This is a genomic window from Porticoccaceae bacterium LTM1 (assembly GCA_030252795.1).
Lineage (GTDB): Bacteria > Pseudomonadota > Gammaproteobacteria > Pseudomonadales > Porticoccaceae > SCSIO-12696.
In genome coordinates, this window is the sequence record CP127080.1 from 803,102 (window position 1) to 821,120 (window position 18,019).

Consider the following 18,019-nt stretch of genomic DNA (forward strand, 5'->3'; position numbering starts at 1 on the left):
CCCCTGTTGAAGGGCGTTCGCAGCAATAAGTCGAATGTGTTAGCATCGCGCGCTTTTCTCCCCGCTGATATCTCCCAGGAGTAAAGCCATGTCCAGCGTATCTCTGGCGGCGATCCCGTCGCGCAAGAGTATCAAGAATGATGTTTTATCCGGTCTGACGGTAGCCCTGGCACTGGTGCCCGAAGCGGTTGCCTTTGCCTTTGTAGCCCACGTCGATCCACTGGTTGGCCTTTACGCTGCCTTTATCGTTGGTCTGATCACTGCCGCAGTTGGCGGTCGCCCTGGCATGATTTCAGGGGCCACTGGTGCCCTGGCGGTTGTGATGGTGTCACTGGTGATGGAACACGGAGTGGAGTACCTGTTTGCCACTGTAGTATTGATGGGTGTGATCCAGATTCTCTGCGGTGTATTCCGGCTCGGTAAATTTATTCGCATGGTGCCACACCCGGTAATGCTGGGCTTTGTGAACGGTCTGGCGATTGTGATTTTTCTGGCTCAATTGGGCCAGATTCCGGTCCCCGAAGTTGAGTCCGGTCTGTTCAGTGGCGAAGGCTTGCAGGCACTTTTGGGCTTTCAGCAATTCTGGGTGATGATGGGGCTGATTGCTCTAACCATGGCCATTATCTGGTTCCTGCCGAAACTGACCAAAGCTATTCCTGCGTCGCTGGCGGCGATTCTGGTGGTGAGCTTGCTGGTCATTGGCTTGAGTATCGAAACCAAAACTGTGGGTGACGTTGCCTCGGTAGCTGGTGGTTTGCCAGAATTCCATATTCCTTCAGTGCCATTTAATCTGGAGACTTTTTGGATTGTTCTGCCTTACTCTCTGATTCTGGCAGCGATCGGTTTGATTGAGTCGTTGTTGACCCTGACATTAATTGACGAAGTAACCGACACCCGTGGTCGCGCTAATAAAGAATGTGTTGGTCAGGGTGTGGCCAATACGGTTACGGGCTTCTTTGGCGGTATGGGCGGTTGTGCGATGATCGGCCAGAGCATGATCAACATCAACTCAGGTGGTCGCGGTCGTCTGTCGGGTATTTCTGCTGCGCTGTTTTTGCTCTGCTTTATTCTGTTTGCTTCCAGCTTGATTGAGGAGATTCCGCTGGGCGCATTGATCGGGGTGATGTTTATTGTGGTAATCGGCACCTTCGAATGGTCCAGCTTTCGCATTATTCGCAAAATTCCGAAAGGGGATGCCTTTGTATTGGCACTGGTGTCGCTGGTAACGGTATTTACTGATCTGGCGATTGCGGTAATCGTCGGTGTGATTGTCTCGGCACTGGTGTTTGCCTGGGAGCACGCCAAGCATATTCGTGCCGAAACCAGTATCAATGAGCACGGCTCCAAGATTTACGAGCTGCACGGGCCGCTGTTCTTTGGTTCTGTGGCGAACTTCCGTGAGCTGTTTGATCCCAAGGGTGACCCACAGGATGTGATTATCGAGTTCCAGCATTCTCGTGTAAGTGATCACTCTGCGATTGAGGCGATTGATTCTTTGGCGGAGCGCTATGTAAATGCTGGCAAGACGTTGCATCTGCGTCACCTGTCGCCGGAATGTAAATTGCTGCTGAAAAAAGCGGGTGATCTGGTTGAAGTCAATCTGCTGGAAGATCCGAAATATCATGTGGCGGATGATGAGTTGGCTTGATTGAATTACTGACTTAATGGAAAGCGTCATCGAGAGGTGGCGCTTTTTTTTGTATTTTAATTTTGTTTGGGTGGCAATCGAAGTGGAAACCCTACTTCTGGAACACGCCGTGAACCCATCCATGGGGGCTCGTGACCAGCATCCCTGCTGCTCACGGTTTCAGAAGTAGGGTTTCCACTTCGATTTTCTCGTCGAGTATTGGCTCTGACCGAGGGAGTAAGGTAGTCACTTCCAGAACCGTAGCCGGCATGGATGCCGGCTCCGAGCGTACAGGGATGTATTTACAGCGTGTTCTGGAAGTGACTACCTTGCTCCCGGCGCTACGAAGTGCGATCAATAGTCACTGCTGTTATGGCTTTCTGGTTATGTGCGTCCAAAGATAAAAATGAGACATAAAAAAAGAGCGCGAATTGGCGCTCTTTTTTTGGTTGCCCGGTTAAGCCTTACAGCTTAGGACCAGCGGCAACAACGTCGTCAGAGACGTCAAACTTGGCAAAGTTCTCTACGAACAGGCCAGCCAGTTTACGGGCTTGCTCATCGTAAGAGGCTTTGTCTTCCCAAGCTTCGCGCGGGTTCAGGTACTTGCTGTCGATACCTTCGATCGCTTTCGGGATAGACAGGTTGAACATGTCCAGAGTCTCGGTTTCAGCGTTTTCCAGTTCGCCATTCTGGATGGCGGTAACGATGCCGCGAGTTACCGGGATCGGGAAACGTGAACCTTTGCCGTTAGCGCCGCCGGAACCGCCAGTCCAACCGGTATTCACCAGGTAAACTTTGGAGCCGAAGTCTTCGATGCGCTTCATCAGCAGCTCGGCGTATACGCCGGCCGGACGTGGCATGAACGGAGCGCCGAAACAGGTGGAAAAGGCAGGGTGAATGCCTGCTTCTGCGCCCAGCTCGGTAGAACCTACGCGAGCGGTGTAGCCGCTCAGGAAGTGGTAGGCAGCCGCTTCTTTGCTCAGGATGGAAACCGGAGGCAGTACACCGGAAACATCACAGGTCAGGAAGATGATGTTGTTCGGTTCGCCAGCGCGGTTGGCTTCACAGCGCATTTCTACGTGCTCCAGCGGGTAGCTGCAGCGGCCGTTTTCGGTCAGAGACGTGTCGTCGTAGTCAGCGGTGTGCTGGTCGGCAGACAGAACCACGTTCTCAATGATGGAACCAAAGCGGATGGCGTCCCAGATTACCGGCTCGTTCTTCTTGCTCAGGTTGATGGTCTTGGCGTAGCAACCACCTTCGAAGTTGAACACAGAACCTTTGGTCCAGCCGTGCTCGTCGTCACCGATCAGGTAGCGATCAGGGTCGGCAGACAGGGTGGTTTTACCAGTGCCAGACAGGCCGAAGAACAAGCACACATCGCCTTCTTCGCCAACGTTGGCGGCGCAATGCATTGGCATTACGTCTTTTTCTGGCAGCAGGAAGTTCTGTACAGAGAACATCGCTTTTTTCATCTCGCCTGCGTATTTCATACCAGCCAGCAGTACTTGGCGTTGGGCGAAGTTGATGATTACGCAGCCGTCGGAGTTGGTGCCGTCACGCTCCGGGTCACAAACGAAGTTGGCGGCATGCTGGATTTTCCAGGTTTCTTTGCCAGCCGGGTTGAACTTCGGAGCATTGATGAACATGTTCTTGGCAAACAGGCCGTGCCAGGCAGTCTCGGTGGTTACTTTTACCGGCAGGTAGTGCTCGGGATCTTCACCAACGTGCAGGTGCTGAACAATACGATTCTGCTCAGCCAGGTAGGCGGACACGCGATCCCAAAGGGCATCAAACTTGTCGGCCGGGAAGGCGCGGTTGACAGTGCCCCACTCGATAGCGTCAGCAGTGCTGGGCTCTTCGACGATGAAGCGGTCGCCGGGTGAACGGCCGGTGCGCTTGCCGGTGATGGAAGAGAAAGCGCCGGTATCAGACAGGGTACCTTCGCCACGTTTGATTGCCTGTTCGATGAGTTCTGCAGCACTCGGGTCGGTGAGTACCGTGATGGCAGATTCTTCGATTTGGGTCATTTGCATTGGTCCTTTCAGGGTCTTTGATAATGAAACTGCTGTCAGCCCGATCGTTAAAACCTGAGTGCCGGGAGAAAAAAGAGGCGCATTATGCCAGATTTTCCCCGTGGTGACGACGCTCTCGGGTGACTCAATTCTAGGCTAGTGAACAGCGGGTGGTTCGCCGTCAAAAATTCGCTCTATATCCTTGCTGCCAAATCGGTATTGCTGGTTGCAGAAGTGGCAGCTGACTTCTATCAATCCTTGCTCTTCAATGATCTGCTCAAGCTCGGCTCGTTCCATTGAATTCAGCATGGCAGCGGTGCGCTCCTCCGAGCAGCTGCAGGCAAACTGCAGGTCGGTGGCCGGGAACATGCGCACGTTGTCCTGATGGAATAAGCGGAAAAGTTGGTCGCTGTGAGCTAATCCCAACTGCTCTTCCGGCTTGATGGTGTCCGCCAGGGAAGTCAGGTGCTCCCACATTTCCGCATTTTGAGCCTCATCGGCTTCCAGTTGTCTTGGGAGCGCCTGCAGGAACAGGCCGCCTGCCTGGTTACCATCGGCACTCAGCCAGATGCGGGTGGGCAGTTGCTCGGATTGGCTGAAATAATCTTCCAGACATGCTGCAAGGTTGTGTTTTTCCAGCGGCACGATGCCTTGATAACGCTGTCCCTTTGAGGGATCAATAGTAATGGCCAACTGGCCGTTGCCAATCAGGCTGGCGAGGTCATCACTCTGGTAATCGTAATCGGGGTCAAATTCGGCAATAGCGCGCAGGTTGTGCTGGCGAGTGCAATCTGCCACCAGCAAGCTCAAAGGGCCATTGCCGCGAGCCTGAAGGGTCAAAATGCCATCAAATTTGAGTGTGGCACTCAACAGTCCGGCAGCAGCCAGGAACTGTCCCAGTAGCTGTTGAATGGGGGCCGGATAGTTGTGATTGTCGAGCACAGCCTGGTAGCTGTCTGCCAAAGTGATAATCTCACCGCGAATGTCGCAATGGTCAAAAATAAAGCGGTGAAGTTTATCGTGGTCGCTCATGTGTTCTGACAGGCAGTTTTGAGGGAGGCGCACTTTAAGGAAAATGCCGCCTTTTGTCCAGATCCAGGACTGAATTCGCTATTTCGACCCACTATTACTTACAGTTGGCATCAATCAGGGCTTTGAATTGCTTCGCTCGTTGGGCGCGTTCCTTTTCACTGACTTTTATGCTGTTTCCGTTTTCATCAACAAAGTCGACCCGCCCCTGCAGGATCTTGAGGTCGCGGCGAGCCTGTTCACAGATCCGTTCTTTACGAGCTTTTGCTTCATCACTGCTCTCTTTCTCCTTGCGCTGGAGCTGCTTCTCCACTTCGCTGATCTGGGGAAAGACTTTGTTGAGTTTGTGGTTAGTCCGGTAGATCTCGGAGCGGTTCAGGTCGGGCAGATCTTTGGTGACCTCTTTGGCCTTATCACCTTCTTTGGCCGGAGGCTTGTCACTGTAATGGACGCGGCCATCCTTATCGACCCACTTGTAGATTTTGTCTGCCAGGGTATCGCTGGCAAGTCCCATTGCTATCAGCAAAGCCAGAATTGAACGAATCATTCGTGCTCCTGTTTTTCCCAAAAGGAGTGTATTTGACGGCGCTGTTTTTTGGTGGGGCGGTGTTCCGGGTGATGCAATGTGCCGCGCACAGCCTTTCTCTGGGCCGCCTCTTCTTCTCTTTTGGTAATGCTCTCGGCGGTTTCAGTATAGAGTTCTGCAGCCTCTGGAGCCCCGCGCCTTTGGTCGGAAAGGGCGTTGACTACAACGATTTTTTCGTCCCAGCCCTGACGGATTTTAAGGGTTACGCCTACGGTGATTTCTTTGCTGGGCTTGGTACGCTGGTTATCAACCTGCACCTTGCCGCCTTCAATAGCTGTTTTTGCCAGTCCGCGAGTCTTGAAAAATCGCGCGGCCCAAAGCCATTTGTCTATTCGTACTTTGTCCATGCTTACTCCTTCGGGGAAGATTAGCCGGTGACCGGCAGGACTTCATCGAAGTGGGTGACTGCCGGGTAATGCTCAATGGTGCGTGGCGCCATTTTGCTGTCCGGTTGTGTGATGCACAGCAGGTGTTTGATGCCGAACTCTTTTGCTGAGGTCAAAATGCGTTCAGTGTCATCAATAAACAGGGTGCGTTCGGGGTTGAACTGCAGTTCGCTGTGCAGCTGTTGCCAGAAGGATTGCTCCTCTTTAGGTGCGCCGTAGCGATGGGAGCTAATTACGGTGTCGAGTAGTTGATCAATACCGGTTATGCGCAACTTTAATGACAGGCTGCCTGGGTGGGCGTTGGTGATCAACACTCGCTGTTTGCCGCTGTCACCCAACTCGCGTAAGAACTCCTGCACAAAAGGGCGTTCCTGAATCAGGTGATTGACCTCTTCTTTCAGTTGGCAGATATCCAGTGATAGTTCATTTGACCAGTATTCCAGACAGTACCATTCCAGGGATCCGCGTTTGGCGTCAAAGCGGGCATGCAGATCCTTGGTCGCCTGGTCAGGGCAGACCCCATGGTGTTCTGCATAACGTCTGGGCAGGTGATCCAGCCAGAAGAAGTTGTCAAAGTGAAGGTCAAGAAGGGTGCCGTCCATATCGAGCAGCACAGTATCGATAGCGTTCCAGTCAATCATAGCCAGTCAGTCGGTGACGTTGGTTGCCTACAGTATGACGCTTGCCGGTAGAATGTGAAAGCGCAGAGGAGGAAGTGATGCACAATTTACTGGAACAATTGGAGTCGTTAGTGCGGCGAGCTGGCGATGCCATTTTGTCAGTTCGGCGAGGCGCCTATGAGGTGATGGAGAAGGGTGATCAATCGCCAGTAACGGAAGCGGATTTGGCTGCGCACCGGATATTGGTAGAAGGGTTGCCGAGTCTTCTGGATGTTCCGGTTCTATCGGAAGAAACACAAATTCCGGGTTGGTCAGAGCGCAGTCAGTGGCATAAGTATTGGTTGGTGGATCCATTGGATGGCACTCGGGAGTTTATTTCCGGGAATGGTGAGTACACAGTTAATGTGGCTTTGATTGAAGGGGGCGAGCCAGTATTGGGTGTGGTTTTTTCACCGGAGTTAAATCATTTTTATTGTGGTGCAAAAGGGTATGGGGCTTACAAGAATGGTACTTCAATTTCGGTGCGTCGGCTGGGTGGCAATGTGCCGACCGTTGTTGTGAGTCGTCACTTTCACTCTCAACAGATAGTTGATCTGGTTAAATCCAGATTTGATTTGGTAGATATAAGGCAGATTGGCAGTTCGTTGAAGTTTTGTCTGATCGCAGAAGGTTTGGCAGATTTTTACCCGCGACTGGGGCCAACCAATGAGTGGGATACGGCTGCGGCGCAAGCTGTGCTGACTTCGGCTGGTGGTGCAGTGTTGTCTTGTGATGGTAACGAATTGCGGTACAACCAAAAGTCCGAAATGCTGAATCCGAACTTTATTGCGATAGGAGATCAGACCCTGTGTTGGATGCCTGATCTCCTGTCTCAACTGAATTAGTGCTAACAGGCACTAATCTAAAAGCGTTAGAAAAGGTCGTCCAGTTTGCCGTTTTCGCCCGACTGCTTGCCGTTGTCAGCCGGAGCTGGCGGTACGTTCTCTTCAAGGAAAACTTCATAAATGGCATCGGTTCGGTCGGGGCCAACCCGCTCGCCGGTGTCAGGGTCAACAAGGACTGTAACCAGTCCATCTGGCTGGCGTGGCATTTGCTCTGGAATACCATCAAGAGCAGTTTTCATGAAGTCGATCCAAATAGGCAGTGCCGCAGTGCCACCGTATTCACCACGACCCAGGGGGCGGTTATCGTCAAAACCGACCCAGACTGTGGTGACGATATGCGGACTGTAGCCGGAGAACCATGCATCGCGTGCTTCATTTGTAGTACCGGTTTTGCCGGCAATATCAGCGCGTTCCAGTTTCAATCCACGACCGCGAGTGCCGCGCCATACACGAGTCGCGGTACCTTTTTTGATTACGTCTTTCAGGATTGAATCCATTATGTAGGCGACACGTGGTTCCAATACCCTCGGTGCCTCAGGCAGGCTGACAGGTTCTGCAGTTAAATCGGCCTCTTGAGCTGGTTCTTCCGCTTGAGTCGCTTCTTCGAGAGCTAATTCGGTAGAGTCACCCTGAGCGGTTGTATCTTGAGTTAGTTCCAACTCAACGGTTGTGACGTCATTTAGCTCTTCTTCCAGTGAGGCCAGATTGAGGTTCAGGTCTGGTTTGGGAGTGATGCTGCCAGGCACGGTTTTCGGGTTTGCCTGATAAATAACCTTGCCGTAAACATCTTCAATACGTTCCACCAAATAGGGTTCTACCAGATAACCACCATTGGCAAATGCCGCGTAGCCAGTTGCAACTTTAATTGGGTGCACCGCCTGGCTGCCCAGGGCAAGAGTGTAGTTACGTGGCAGTTGGTTGGGGTCAAATCCAAACCGAGCGGCACTGTTGATCCCCTTTTCAATGCCGATGGATCGGAGTAAGCGCACCGAAACGGTGTTCATGGATTTGTAGAGCCCTTTTCTCAACGGGGTCATTCCAAATACCTGTCCGCTGTCGTTTTCCGGGCGCCAGAAACCTTCTTCTTCTGCCATGGTAATAGAAGCTCCGCTGATAGGCGTTGCAGCGGTCATTCCGGCCTCGAGAGCGCCGGCGTAAATAAACGGCTTAAAGTTGGAACCGGGTTGCCGCTCGCCTTGCACCATGCGATTAAATTTACTGTAGAAGTAATCAAATCCGCCCATCATTGACCTGATGGCACCATTTTGGGGGTCGAGAGCGACCAGGCCCGCTTGTGCCGCAGGGACTTGCGAGAGAGACCACTGGGTAGAACCACCCGGCTGCTGGTCGGCTTTCAGGCGAATTAAATCGCCCACTTTCAGCAGTTCGCTCAATTCTTTAGCAGTACGGCCATTTGTTCGTTTGATGTTTTCAAGTTGGTCTTTCCAGACCAGTTGAGCCTTTTCGCCGCCGCGCAGTCCAACTGTGACCTGTTCTTCATTCATTTCGGTGACGATTCCAGGTATCAACTCCGCGTATGACGGAGTGTCCCCCAGCACCTGTTCCCAGTCTTCAGGATTGGCAATATGTCTTTCTGCACCGCGATAACCGTGGCGCCACTCGTATTCAAAAAGACCTTCACGTACAGCGTAATTGGCACTTTGCTGAAGCCGGCTGTCGATGGTGGTGTAAATGCGATAGCCGTCGGAGTTGAGGTCTTCAATTCCCAGTTCCAACGCTTTCTGCCGTGCCATTTCAGCCACATAATGTGCTTCAAGTTCGGTTTGGAAGCCATGGCGTTTTGCCGTCACCGGTTGGGCGACAGCCTCCTGGAACTGATCTTCAGTAATGTGACCGAGTTCAAGCATTCGACTTAAAATCCAGTCGCGTCGAATTTTGGAGCGTTCCGGCCTGGCGATCGGGTTGTATTTGGATGGAGCTTTGGGCAAACCGGCGATCATTGCCAGCTGGGCCAGATTCAGTTCACTGATTTTTTTACCGTAGTAGGCCTGGGCGGCGGCTTCAATACCGTAGGCGCGATTACCTAGGTAAATTTTGTTGGCGTAAAGGGTCAGGATTTCATTTTTGGTGAGTTCTTCCTCAATGCGCCATGAAAGTAGTATCTCATTGAATTTCCTGGTAAAAGTCTGCTCGGAATTGAGGAAGAAATTGCGTGCTACCTGCATGGTGATGGTGCTTCCACCACCGCGAATTTCGCCACTCCCGAGCAGTTGTACAAACGCGCGCAGAAGCCCTTTGAGGTCAACTCCCTGATGCTCATAAAAACGGTCATCTTCTGCAGATAAAATTGCCTTGATGAACTGATCAGGGATCTGATCGAACATGATAGGATTGCGACGTTTGTCACCGAATTCGCTGATCAGTTTTAAATCTTGTGAATAGATTCTCAGGGGAGTCTGAAGTTTTACTTCTTTGAGGGTTTCAACTGAGGGCAATTTGGGGCTAAGGTATAGATAGAGGCTCGCTGCAACAAGCAGTGCTCCTCCGGCTCCAGCCAGGGCCAACCGGACAAGGTTTAGTAGTAGTGACTTACGGCTTGGTTTCATAATTTTGTATGGACTCAAGAAGTTGGTCGCCATTATAGGGCCATGAAGGTTTTAAACAAAACGCTTGCAAAGTTGCGAATGCTGGCTAAAGTTATTTATCGCAAGATTGCGTAACCCACGGATAAGAAAATAAAAATGGGAATTTTCCAATTCTTTGATAAGCGACCAAAAGCCATGCTGGGGTTGGATATTACTTCCTCCGCAGTGAAGCTCTTGGAGCTTAGCGGTACTCCGGGTCGTATGCGGGTTGAAAATTACCTCGTTCGGCCACTCCCTCCCAATACTGTCGTTGAAAAAAACATCACAGATGTGAATGTGTTGGCTGAAAGTATCAAGAAATTGATTAGTCAGTCACACAGTAAGGTTCGTGATGTGGCAGTTGCCGTATCCGGTTCCTCGGTAATCACCAAGGTGATAGAGATGCCTGGTGGCCTGAGTGATCAGGGGATGGAAGCCAATATCTCCCTCGAGGCGGATCAGTACATACCGTACCCGCTGGATGAGGTAGCTATCGACTTCCAGGTGATTGGCAGCTCAACGACCAACCCGGATCAGGTAGACGTTCTGCTGGCAGCATGCCGTAAAGAGAATGTCGACCACCGTGTTGAAGCCCTGGAGCTTGCTGGACTTCACCCCAAGGTAGTGGACGTGGAAGTATACGCAGTTGAACGTGCTTTCGGTTTGATTGCCAACCAGATGGAAGAGTTTGGCAGCCAGATTGTTGCCATTGCTGATATCGGAGCCACGATGCTGACCCTCAGTGTGCTGGTGGATGGCAAAACCGTCTACACTCGTGAGCAGCTGTTTGGTGGACGCCAGGTAACTGAAGAGATTCAGCGTCGGTACGGTCTGTCTGCAGAAGAAGCCGGTCAGGCGAAGAAAGAGGGTGGTTTACCTGAGGATTACCAATCGGAAATTCTCGATCCCTTCAAAGATGCACTGACTCAACAAATTTCCCGCTCCTTGCAGTTCTTCTTCTCATCAAGCGAGTACAACTATGTCGACCAGTTAGTTTTGGCTGGCGGTGTTGCTGCTATGGAAGGGCTGAGAGATGAGGTTGAAGAAAAACTTGGATTGCCGACTATTGTGGCCAATCCGTTTGCAGGAATGGCAGTTTCCAAGCAGGTGAATTCAGTTGCGCTGGCAAACGATGCTCCAGCAATGCTGGTAGCGGCAGGTCTGGCTTTGAGGAGTTTTGAATAATGGCCCTCATTAACCTATTGCCCTGGCGTGAAGAGCATCGCCAGGAGAAAAAGAAAGAGTTCCTGAGTTTTCTGGCTGTTGTTTTGATTTTTGCCGGCCTCTGTTCAGGCGGATGGTGGCTCTTTGTGGATGGGCAGATAGTATCCCAGGAAGATCGAAACAGGATGCTTCAAGAAGACATCATGCTGCTGGACAAGGATCTCGCGAAAATTGCCGATCTCAAGAAAACCAAATCGGAATTTCTCGAGCGCATGGAGGTGATTCAGGGGTTGCAAGGCAACCGTTCTGAAATCGTCAAACTGTTTGATGAGTTGGCAAAAGCGATACCCGATGGCGTGTTTTTCACCGAGGTGACCCTGAATGGTTCAGTGCTCTCCATGAACGGTTACTCTGAATCCTATACTCGTGTCTCGGCATTGATGCGCAATCTTAATGAGTCTTACAAGTTCGACGCGCCGGATCTGGACAAAATGGAGGCTGATCGCCGACTTGGTGAGGACGGTCAGCGTTTCGAAATGAGAGCAAAGGTGGTCAAACCGGAAGGGCTTAATGGCGATGGCCAGAAAAAAGGAGGGCAGTCCTGATGGCGAAGGAGAGCATTCTTGAAGAAATGAAAAACTTCGATACAGCTGAGCTCACTTTTGAAAACGTCGGTATCTGGCCAGCCGCCTACAAAGCTCTGGCACTGCTTTTCGCTGCAGTCTTGGTGGTGGTAGGTGTGTATTTTGCACTTATCAAGGATATGAATATTTCTTTGGAGTCACTGAGGAATAAGGAGACTTCGCTGAAGCAGGAGCATCGCAAAAAAGCTTATGATGCGGCTAACCTGGCTGCACTTGAAGCACAGAAGGTTGAGCTGGAAGAGGCTTTCCAGGCACTGTTGGCACAATTGCCTAAAGATGCGGAAGTGCCGGACCTGTTGATTGAGATTGATGAGATGGGACGACGGACCAGTGTCACGATGAAAACACTGGAGCTGGAACCAGAAAAAGCAGCTGACTATTTTGTTGAGTTGCCAATCAAAATTGAATCAGAAGGCGGTTATCACGATTTCGGATCTTTCATTGGTGGTGTGGCAGCTCTGCCGCGAATTGTTACCCTTCACGATTTCAAGATCCAACAAAAGAAAGATAGTGGCTTGCTCGACATGCAGATTCAGGCGAAAACATACCGCTACAAATCTGCAGATGACGAATTAGAAAGCAAAGGTCGGGGAGGCAAGAAGTGATGCAAATTCACAAAAGTTATGTGATTGCCCTGCCAATGGTTTTGATGTTGTCGGGTTGTCTGGGGAGTTCCCAGCATCGTGATCTTCATGCGTTTATGGAAGAATCACGTCAGCAAACAGGAGGTGAAATTGAGCCTCTGCCAACGCCCAAGCCCTACACGACATTTGCCTATACGGTGAAAGGACGTAGCCCGTTTGAACAGCCAATCCCCTTGGCAAGTCAGCGCGAGTTGCTAGGCAAAAGCGCAGTCAAACCGGATGAAAATCGCAAGCGCGAATATTTGGAAGGGATTAATTTTGCTGAATTGAATATGGTCGGCACCCTTTCCAGGGATAACCAGATTTGGGCGCTGATTGATGATGGTAATGGTGGTGTCCACCGAGTAAGGGTGGGTAACTATTTGGGTAAAAACCACGGCCAGATCAAATCAGTGTCAAGATCAGAAATTAAAGTCATTGAAATCAGGCCGGACGGTCAGGGAGGATGGCTGGAAATGCCACGTACCTTGGCGTTGCGAGAGAAAGAATAACCAGGTTGGGGATTGTGGAATGAAAGGGTTTATTAATAGAACGATCTTCGCGCTTTTGGGTGCTATGGCTATGTCGGCTATGGCAGATACTGTAAAGCTTGAAAATATTGAATTTGCTGCCCTGTCGGGCGACCGTTTTCAGGTGCTCGCCACCTTTTCGGATACTCCGCCTGAGCCAACCGGGTATACCATAGACAATCCAGCACGAATTGTTATTGATATGCCGGGAGTTGAGAGTGCGTTGGATGAGAAAAAACACGCACTGTCATTCGAGAATGCGCGCAGTGCTGTGGTACTTACTGCAGGCGACAAAACTCGCATGATTCTCAATATGGTCACTATGGCTAATTACTCGACCAGAGTGGATGGTAATAAACTGATCGTGGATGTTGGTTCTTCTGCAGGCGGGTCTATGGTAGCCCAGTCTGATACAAGTGAAGACAATGTTCACTCAATGCCTGCTTCGAGCGGCGGTGCCTCTATTGAAAATGTTGATTTTCGTCGCGGTGAAAATGGTCAGGGTCTTATTACGATCGACCTTTCTGACCCCAGCGTTAATGTCGACATCAACCGTATTGGCAATTCAGTAACTCTGGATTTTTATCGTACAGCGCTTCCTGAAAGCCTTGATCGTCGACTGGATGTTGTAGATTTTGCAACTCCGGTTCGCACCATTGATACCAGTGCCAAAGGCGCCAACACCACCATTGCTATTGAGGCCATGGGGGAGTATGACTATCTGGCTTATCAGGCTGATAACCAGTATGTAGTGAGTATCAAGCCTCTGACTCAACAGGAACTGGAAGAGAAAAAGTCCAAGTTTGCTTTTACCGGTGAAAAGCTGTCCCTGAATATGCAGGATATTCCGGTCCGCTCTGTACTGCAGGTTATTGCTGACTTTACCAAACTGAACCTGGTTGCCAGTGACACGGTAAGTGGAAGCATCACCCTGCGTCTTGAAAATGTGCCTTGGGATCAGGCTCTGGACATTATCCTGAAGGCCAAGGGCCTGGATAAGCGTCAGGAAGGCAATGTGATTATGGTCGCCCCTGCGGAAGAAATTGCTGAGCAGGAGCGTCTGCAGGTCGAGGCCAATAAGCAGTTGCAGGAACTGGCACCTTTGCGCACCGAGTTCGTTAGGATTCGTTACGCGGATGCTCGAGAGTTGTTTGACCTGTTTGTTACCGAAGAGGGTGAAGGCGGTGGCAGTCGCGGTTCCGATGACCGCAATGCAACCTCCAGTATTTTGTCAGTGCGTGGCTCAGCCATTGTTGATGAGCGCACTAATACAATTATCCTGACGGACACTGAAGAAAAAATTGCTGATTTTCGACGTTTGATCAAAGAGATTGATATTCCGATCAAGCAGGTAGTTATCGAGTCCAGAATTGTTATCGCCAATACCGACTTTCGCGAAGAGCTGGGTGTGAAGTGGGGCTTTATATCTAATGGCAGTGTGAATGGTAACTCTTTGGTTGGTACCGGGCGTCGTGATGGCTTTACGGAAGAGGGCGGTGTACTTGGTAATGATGACAACACCATCGACATCAACAGCATCCTGGCCGCAGACCTGGGGGTTACCAACCCAACCAGTAGCCTTGCATTGGCTTATATCACGGATAATTACTTCCTGGATATGGAGCTCAGTGCTCTGGAAGATGCCGGTCGCGGTGAGATTGTCTCTCAACCTAAAGTGATTACAGGTGACAAGCAGGAAGCAATTATCCAGACTGGTACAGAGATTCCTTATCTTGAGGCATCTTCGAGTGGTGCTGCCAGCATCTCGTTCCGGGAAGCGGTACTTAAGCTTGAAGTAAAACCTCAGATCACACCGGACAACAGAATCATTATGAATCTGTTCATCACACAAGATTCTCTTGGTGAAGAAGTTGCCCTGCTGGGAAGCAGTGTACCGACTATTGATCTGACCCGTATTCAGACCCAGGCCCTGGTTGGTAATGGCCAAACCATGGTTCTTGGCGGTATCTTCCAGGTGCAGGAGCTGGAGCGTACTGAAAAAGTACCTCTGCTGGGCGATATTCCGTTTGTTGGACGACTGTTCCGTAACGATGTGGAAAACTACCAAAAACGCGAAATTCTGATCTTCATTACACCGAAGATCATCACGGATCAGCTGCTCGATACCAATTAATCAGCAGTCAGATCCCTCAAAAGGCCGGTGAATTATTTCACCGGCCTTTTTCTTTGCTTGCGAAGCTTGCAGCCCGCTGTTACTTTTCCCGACTGAAAGAGATGTGTAATAGCGAAATGAAATACTCGAAAAATATTTACCTGATAGGGCCGATGGGCACTGGCAAGACCACAATTGGCAAAAAACTGGCTGAATACCTGGATCTTCCTTTTCTCGATCTTGACCACGAGATTGAAGATCGCTCTGGGGCTGAAGTTGCATGGATCTTTGAAAAAGAGGGCGAAGTCGGATTTCGTCAGAGAGAAACTGCAATGTTGGACGAGATAACCCAAAAGCAGGGTGTTGTTCTCGCTACTGGCGGGGGTGCTGTTCTGGCACCAGAAAATAGACAAATGTTAAAGGGCCGGGGGTTGGTTGTTTACCTGAGTTCAACCTTGGAACAGTTGGTTGAGAGAACCCGCCGCGACAAAAAAAGGCCGCTTCTTCAGGTGGATAACCCAGGTGAGGTGTTGAGAGCGATGTTGATGGCTCGAGATCCCCTCTATCGAGAAGTGGCTGACATCATTGTGAGTGCCCGCAGTAATCGACCGGAAAAAGCAGCTAAAGACCTGGCGGAGCAGTTAGAGCCATATCTAGCCTGAGTTAGGGCCTGTCGACACTAATTGACTATTTGCTGCTGAAGGTCATTTTTTGGGCCAGCAAGGCAGAAGGAGTGCAGTGTAGTTATTCTACATAAGCGACTGATAACGCTGCTGGCCGAAAAAATGGCCACAGCCCTACGGGTTGAGGCTAAAAAAATGCCACTCTGCGTTATTCGTAGTTTATTTGGAATGACCAAACTGCTCTCCTCATGCCTTGATTGGCGCTTTTTTAGTCTCAACAGCAAGTAATCAATTAGTGTCGACAGGCCCTAGTCGGGATCAAGTGTGATTTAGCCCTTCATGGACCTCTGGTGTGGTAAAGTTGCGCTTTTGTTGAATCGACCTTATACCTCCAGAGTTTGTCATGCATACCTTAAACGTTGAACTTGGTGATCGCAGTTACCCGATCCAGATCGGACGCGGCTTGTTATCCAGTAAGGAAAGCTATGCTCCATTTGTACGTGGTAACAGGGTTTGTATAGTCAGCAATGAGACCGTTGCTCCGCTATACCTTTCCCAAGTAAAGGCTGCATTGACGGATTATCAGGTTGATGAGGTTATTTTGCCGGATGGCGAGCAATTCAAAAACCTGGATACGTTAAATCGTATCTTTACCGAGCTGCTGGAAAAGAAACACAACCGCCAAACTACTCTGATAGCACTTGGTGGTGGTGTAGTCGGTGACATGACTGGGTTTGCCGCTGCCTGCTATCAGCGCGGTGTGGATTTTATCCAGGTGCCTACTACTCTTCTGGCGCAAGTTGATTCGTCAGTGGGGGGGAAGACAGCCGTCAATCACCCGATCGGCAAAAATATGATTGGTGCCTTTTACCAGCCCAAGGCCGTAATTGCCGATACCGATACATTGGGAACGTTACCTGAACGCGAGTTGCGTGCCGGTTTGGCGGAAGTCATCAAATATGGGTTGATACATGATGGCCCGTTCTTTGACTGGCTGGAAGCGAATATCGAATCCCTGTTAGAAAGGCAGCCTGAGCAACTGGCAGAGGCTATTGCACGCTGCTGTGAGAACAAGGCTCGAATTGTGGCTTTGGATGAGCGTGAGTCGGGAATTCGTGCCCTTCTCAATTTGGGCCACACATTTGGTCATGCAATAGAGGCAGCGCAACAGTACAAAGAGTGGCTACACGGTGAAGCGGTAGCTGCGGGTATGGTGATGGCTGCCGATTTGTCTGTGAGGCTTCAACAGCTGTCTTCGGACGCCTTTAAGAGAATACACACACTTCTGGCACGTTGTTCTCTTCCTGTTGCGGCGCCCAAGGCTATTTCCCCGGAGCTAATGCTCGAATTGATGTCGGTAGATAAAAAGGCCTCGGACGAAGGGCTCAAGCTGGTATTGTTGCGTAGTATTGGCTCTGCTGAAGTGACTGCAAAATACCCCGCCGAATTATTGCGTGAAACCCTGAATGCGGTTCGCGCCTGATTTTGAATCTGGACGAAATATGACTGAATTGAAAAATGATCGTTTCCTGCGCGCACTTTTGCGTGAGCCTGTAGATGTCACGCCGGTGTGGATGATGCGCCAAGCGGGTCGATATCTACCTGAATACCGCGCCACTCGCAGTCGCGCAGGCGATTTTATGTCGCTGTGCCAGTCTCCTGAGCTGGCGTGCGAAGTGACCCTGCAGCCACTGGAGCGTTACCCTCTGGACGCAGCCATTCTCTTTTCCGATATTCTGACCATTCCAGATGCAATGGGGCTCGGTCTTTATTTCGAGGCCGGTGAAGGGCCTCGTTTTCGCAAGCCGGTTCAGGATGCAAAAGCGATTGAAGCGCTTGAAGTAACCAATACAGAGCGTGATCTTGGCTACGTTACAGATGCGGTGTCTACAATTCGCCGGGAGTTGAATGGAAGGGTGCCCCTGATTGGTTTCTCTGGCAGTCCCTGGACCCTGGCCACCTACATGGTAGAAGGTGGTAGCAGCCGCGATTGGGCACGTACCAAGCAGATGATGTATCAACAGCCGGAAGTGTTACACCTGCTTTTGTCCAAGCTGGCTGATTCAGTTACCGAATACCTGAATGCCCAGATTGCCGCTGGTGCCCAGGCTGTACAAATATTTGATAGCTGGGGCGGGGCTCTATCCCATGCCGCCTATCGTGAGTTCTCGCTGTCCTATATGCAGCGCATTGTTTCCGGGTTAACCCGGGAATCGGAAGGGCGAGAAGTACCGGTAATCCTATTCACCAAAGGCGGTGGTCAATGGTTGGAGACTATGGCAGATACCGGTTGCCATGCGCTGGGCCTGGACTGGACTACAGATATTGGTGAAGCGCGTCGTCGAGTCGGTGACAGAGTGGCTTTGCAAGGGAATATGGATCCAGCGGTGCTCTATTCCTCACCTGATCGTATCCGTCAGGAAGTGGGAAGCATTCTGGAAAGCTTTGGCCCAGGTTGTGGACATGTGTTCAATTTGGGTCACGGAATTACGCCTGGAGTCGATCCGGAGCACGCAGGGGCATTTGTTGACGCAGTTCACGAACTCTCTGCAAAGTACCACAAACTCTAGGTTTGTGGCTGGCCACCTGTCTG

Annotated in this window: 16 protein-coding genes; 10 read left to right on the forward strand and 6 right to left on the reverse strand. The window is 50.8% G+C overall.

Features of this window, described 5'->3' with window-relative positions; translation table 11 throughout:
* The first annotated feature begins 88 nt into the window (after positions 1-88).
* Entirely contained in the window at positions 89-1,648 is a 1,560-nt protein-coding gene (locus tag QP938_03590) for a SulP family inorganic anion transporter (protein WIO75000.1), read from the forward strand.
* A gap of 443 nt (positions 1,649-2,091) precedes the next feature.
* Here the strand turns inward: QP938_03590 and QP938_03595 are convergent, their stop codons facing one another.
* From QP938_03595 to yrfG, 5 genes are all read right to left on the reverse strand, one after another.
* Positions 2,092-3,654, reverse strand: coding sequence for a phosphoenolpyruvate carboxykinase (locus tag QP938_03595; protein ID WIO75001.1), 1,563 nt, complete (start codon positions 3,652-3,654; stop codon positions 2,092-2,094).
* Positions 3,655-3,795: 141 nt separating this feature from the next.
* Positions 3,796-4,671, reverse strand: coding sequence for an Hsp33 family molecular chaperone HslO (hslO, locus tag QP938_03600; GenBank protein WIO75002.1), 876 nt, complete (start codon positions 4,669-4,671; stop codon positions 3,796-3,798).
* Between the two features lie 94 nt (positions 4,672-4,765).
* Entirely contained in the window at positions 4,766-5,215 is a 450-nt protein-coding gene (locus QP938_03605) for a DUF4124 domain-containing protein (GenBank protein ID WIO75003.1), read from the reverse strand.
* Complete coding sequence (locus QP938_03610; GenBank protein WIO75004.1) at positions 5,212-5,601, reverse strand: S4 domain-containing protein; 390 nt, start codon at positions 5,599-5,601, stop codon at positions 5,212-5,214. Before QP938_03610 ends, QP938_03605 begins: the two co-directional genes overlap by 4 nt.
* Before the next feature lie 20 nt (positions 5,602-5,621).
* Complete coding sequence (gene yrfG, locus QP938_03615; protein WIO75005.1) at positions 5,622-6,281, reverse strand: GMP/IMP nucleotidase; 660 nt, start codon at positions 6,279-6,281, stop codon at positions 5,622-5,624.
* A gap of 77 nt (positions 6,282-6,358) precedes the next feature.
* On the opposite strand from yrfG, the gene cysQ reads away from it, so the two are divergent.
* Entirely contained in the window at positions 6,359-7,144 is a 786-nt protein-coding gene (cysQ, locus tag QP938_03620) for a 3'(2'),5'-bisphosphate nucleotidase CysQ (protein ID WIO75006.1), read from the forward strand.
* A 26-nt stretch (positions 7,145-7,170) separates the two neighbouring features.
* Here the strand turns inward: cysQ and QP938_03625 are convergent, their stop codons facing one another.
* Complete coding sequence (locus QP938_03625) at positions 7,171-9,489, reverse strand: PBP1A family penicillin-binding protein (protein ID WIO75007.1); 2,319 nt, start codon at positions 9,487-9,489, stop codon at positions 7,171-7,173.
* A gap of 357 nt (positions 9,490-9,846) precedes the next feature.
* On the opposite strand from QP938_03625, the gene QP938_03630 reads away from it, so the two are divergent.
* The 8 genes from QP938_03630 (at position 9,847) to hemE (ending at position 17,996) form a co-directional block, all read left to right on the forward strand.
* Positions 9,847-10,914, forward strand: coding sequence for a pilus assembly protein PilM (locus QP938_03630; protein ID WIO75008.1), 1,068 nt, complete (start codon positions 9,847-9,849; stop codon positions 10,912-10,914).
* Entirely contained in the window at positions 10,914-11,498 is a 585-nt protein-coding gene (locus tag QP938_03635; protein WIO75009.1) for a PilN domain-containing protein, read from the forward strand. The genes QP938_03630 and QP938_03635 overlap by 1 nt, the downstream gene beginning before the upstream one ends.
* Positions 11,498-12,142: a type 4a pilus biogenesis protein PilO gene (gene pilO, locus QP938_03640; protein ID WIO75010.1), complete on the forward strand. Its 645-nt coding sequence runs from the start codon at positions 11,498-11,500 to the stop codon at positions 12,140-12,142. The genes QP938_03635 and pilO overlap by 1 nt, the downstream gene beginning before the upstream one ends.
* Positions 12,142-12,672: a pilus assembly protein PilP gene (locus tag QP938_03645; GenBank protein WIO75011.1), complete on the forward strand. Its 531-nt coding sequence runs from the start codon at positions 12,142-12,144 to the stop codon at positions 12,670-12,672. The genes pilO and QP938_03645 overlap by 1 nt, the downstream gene beginning before the upstream one ends.
* Before the next feature lie 19 nt (positions 12,673-12,691).
* The gene (gene pilQ / locus QP938_03650) at positions 12,692-14,824 is read left to right on the forward strand and encodes a type IV pilus secretin PilQ (protein ID WIO75012.1); all 2,133 of its coding nucleotides are present in this window, start codon (positions 12,692-12,694) and stop codon (positions 14,822-14,824) included.
* 116 nt (positions 14,825-14,940) lie between these two features.
* Positions 14,941-15,465 (forward strand): shikimate kinase AroK, encoded by a 525-nt coding sequence (gene aroK / locus QP938_03655; GenBank protein ID WIO75013.1) that lies wholly within the window; start codon positions 14,941-14,943, stop codon positions 15,463-15,465.
* A gap of 364 nt (positions 15,466-15,829) precedes the next feature.
* Positions 15,830-16,909 carry a 3-dehydroquinate synthase gene (gene aroB / locus QP938_03660; GenBank protein ID WIO75014.1) on the forward strand — a complete coding sequence of 360 codons (1,080 nt, stop codon included), beginning with the start codon at positions 15,830-15,832 and terminating at the stop codon, positions 16,907-16,909.
* 19 nt (positions 16,910-16,928) lie between these two features.
* A complete protein-coding gene (gene hemE / locus QP938_03665) occupies positions 16,929-17,996 on the forward strand; it encodes a uroporphyrinogen decarboxylase (GenBank protein WIO75015.1) in 1,068 nt (355 codons plus the stop codon).
* Positions 17,997-18,019: the final 23 nt, after the last annotated feature.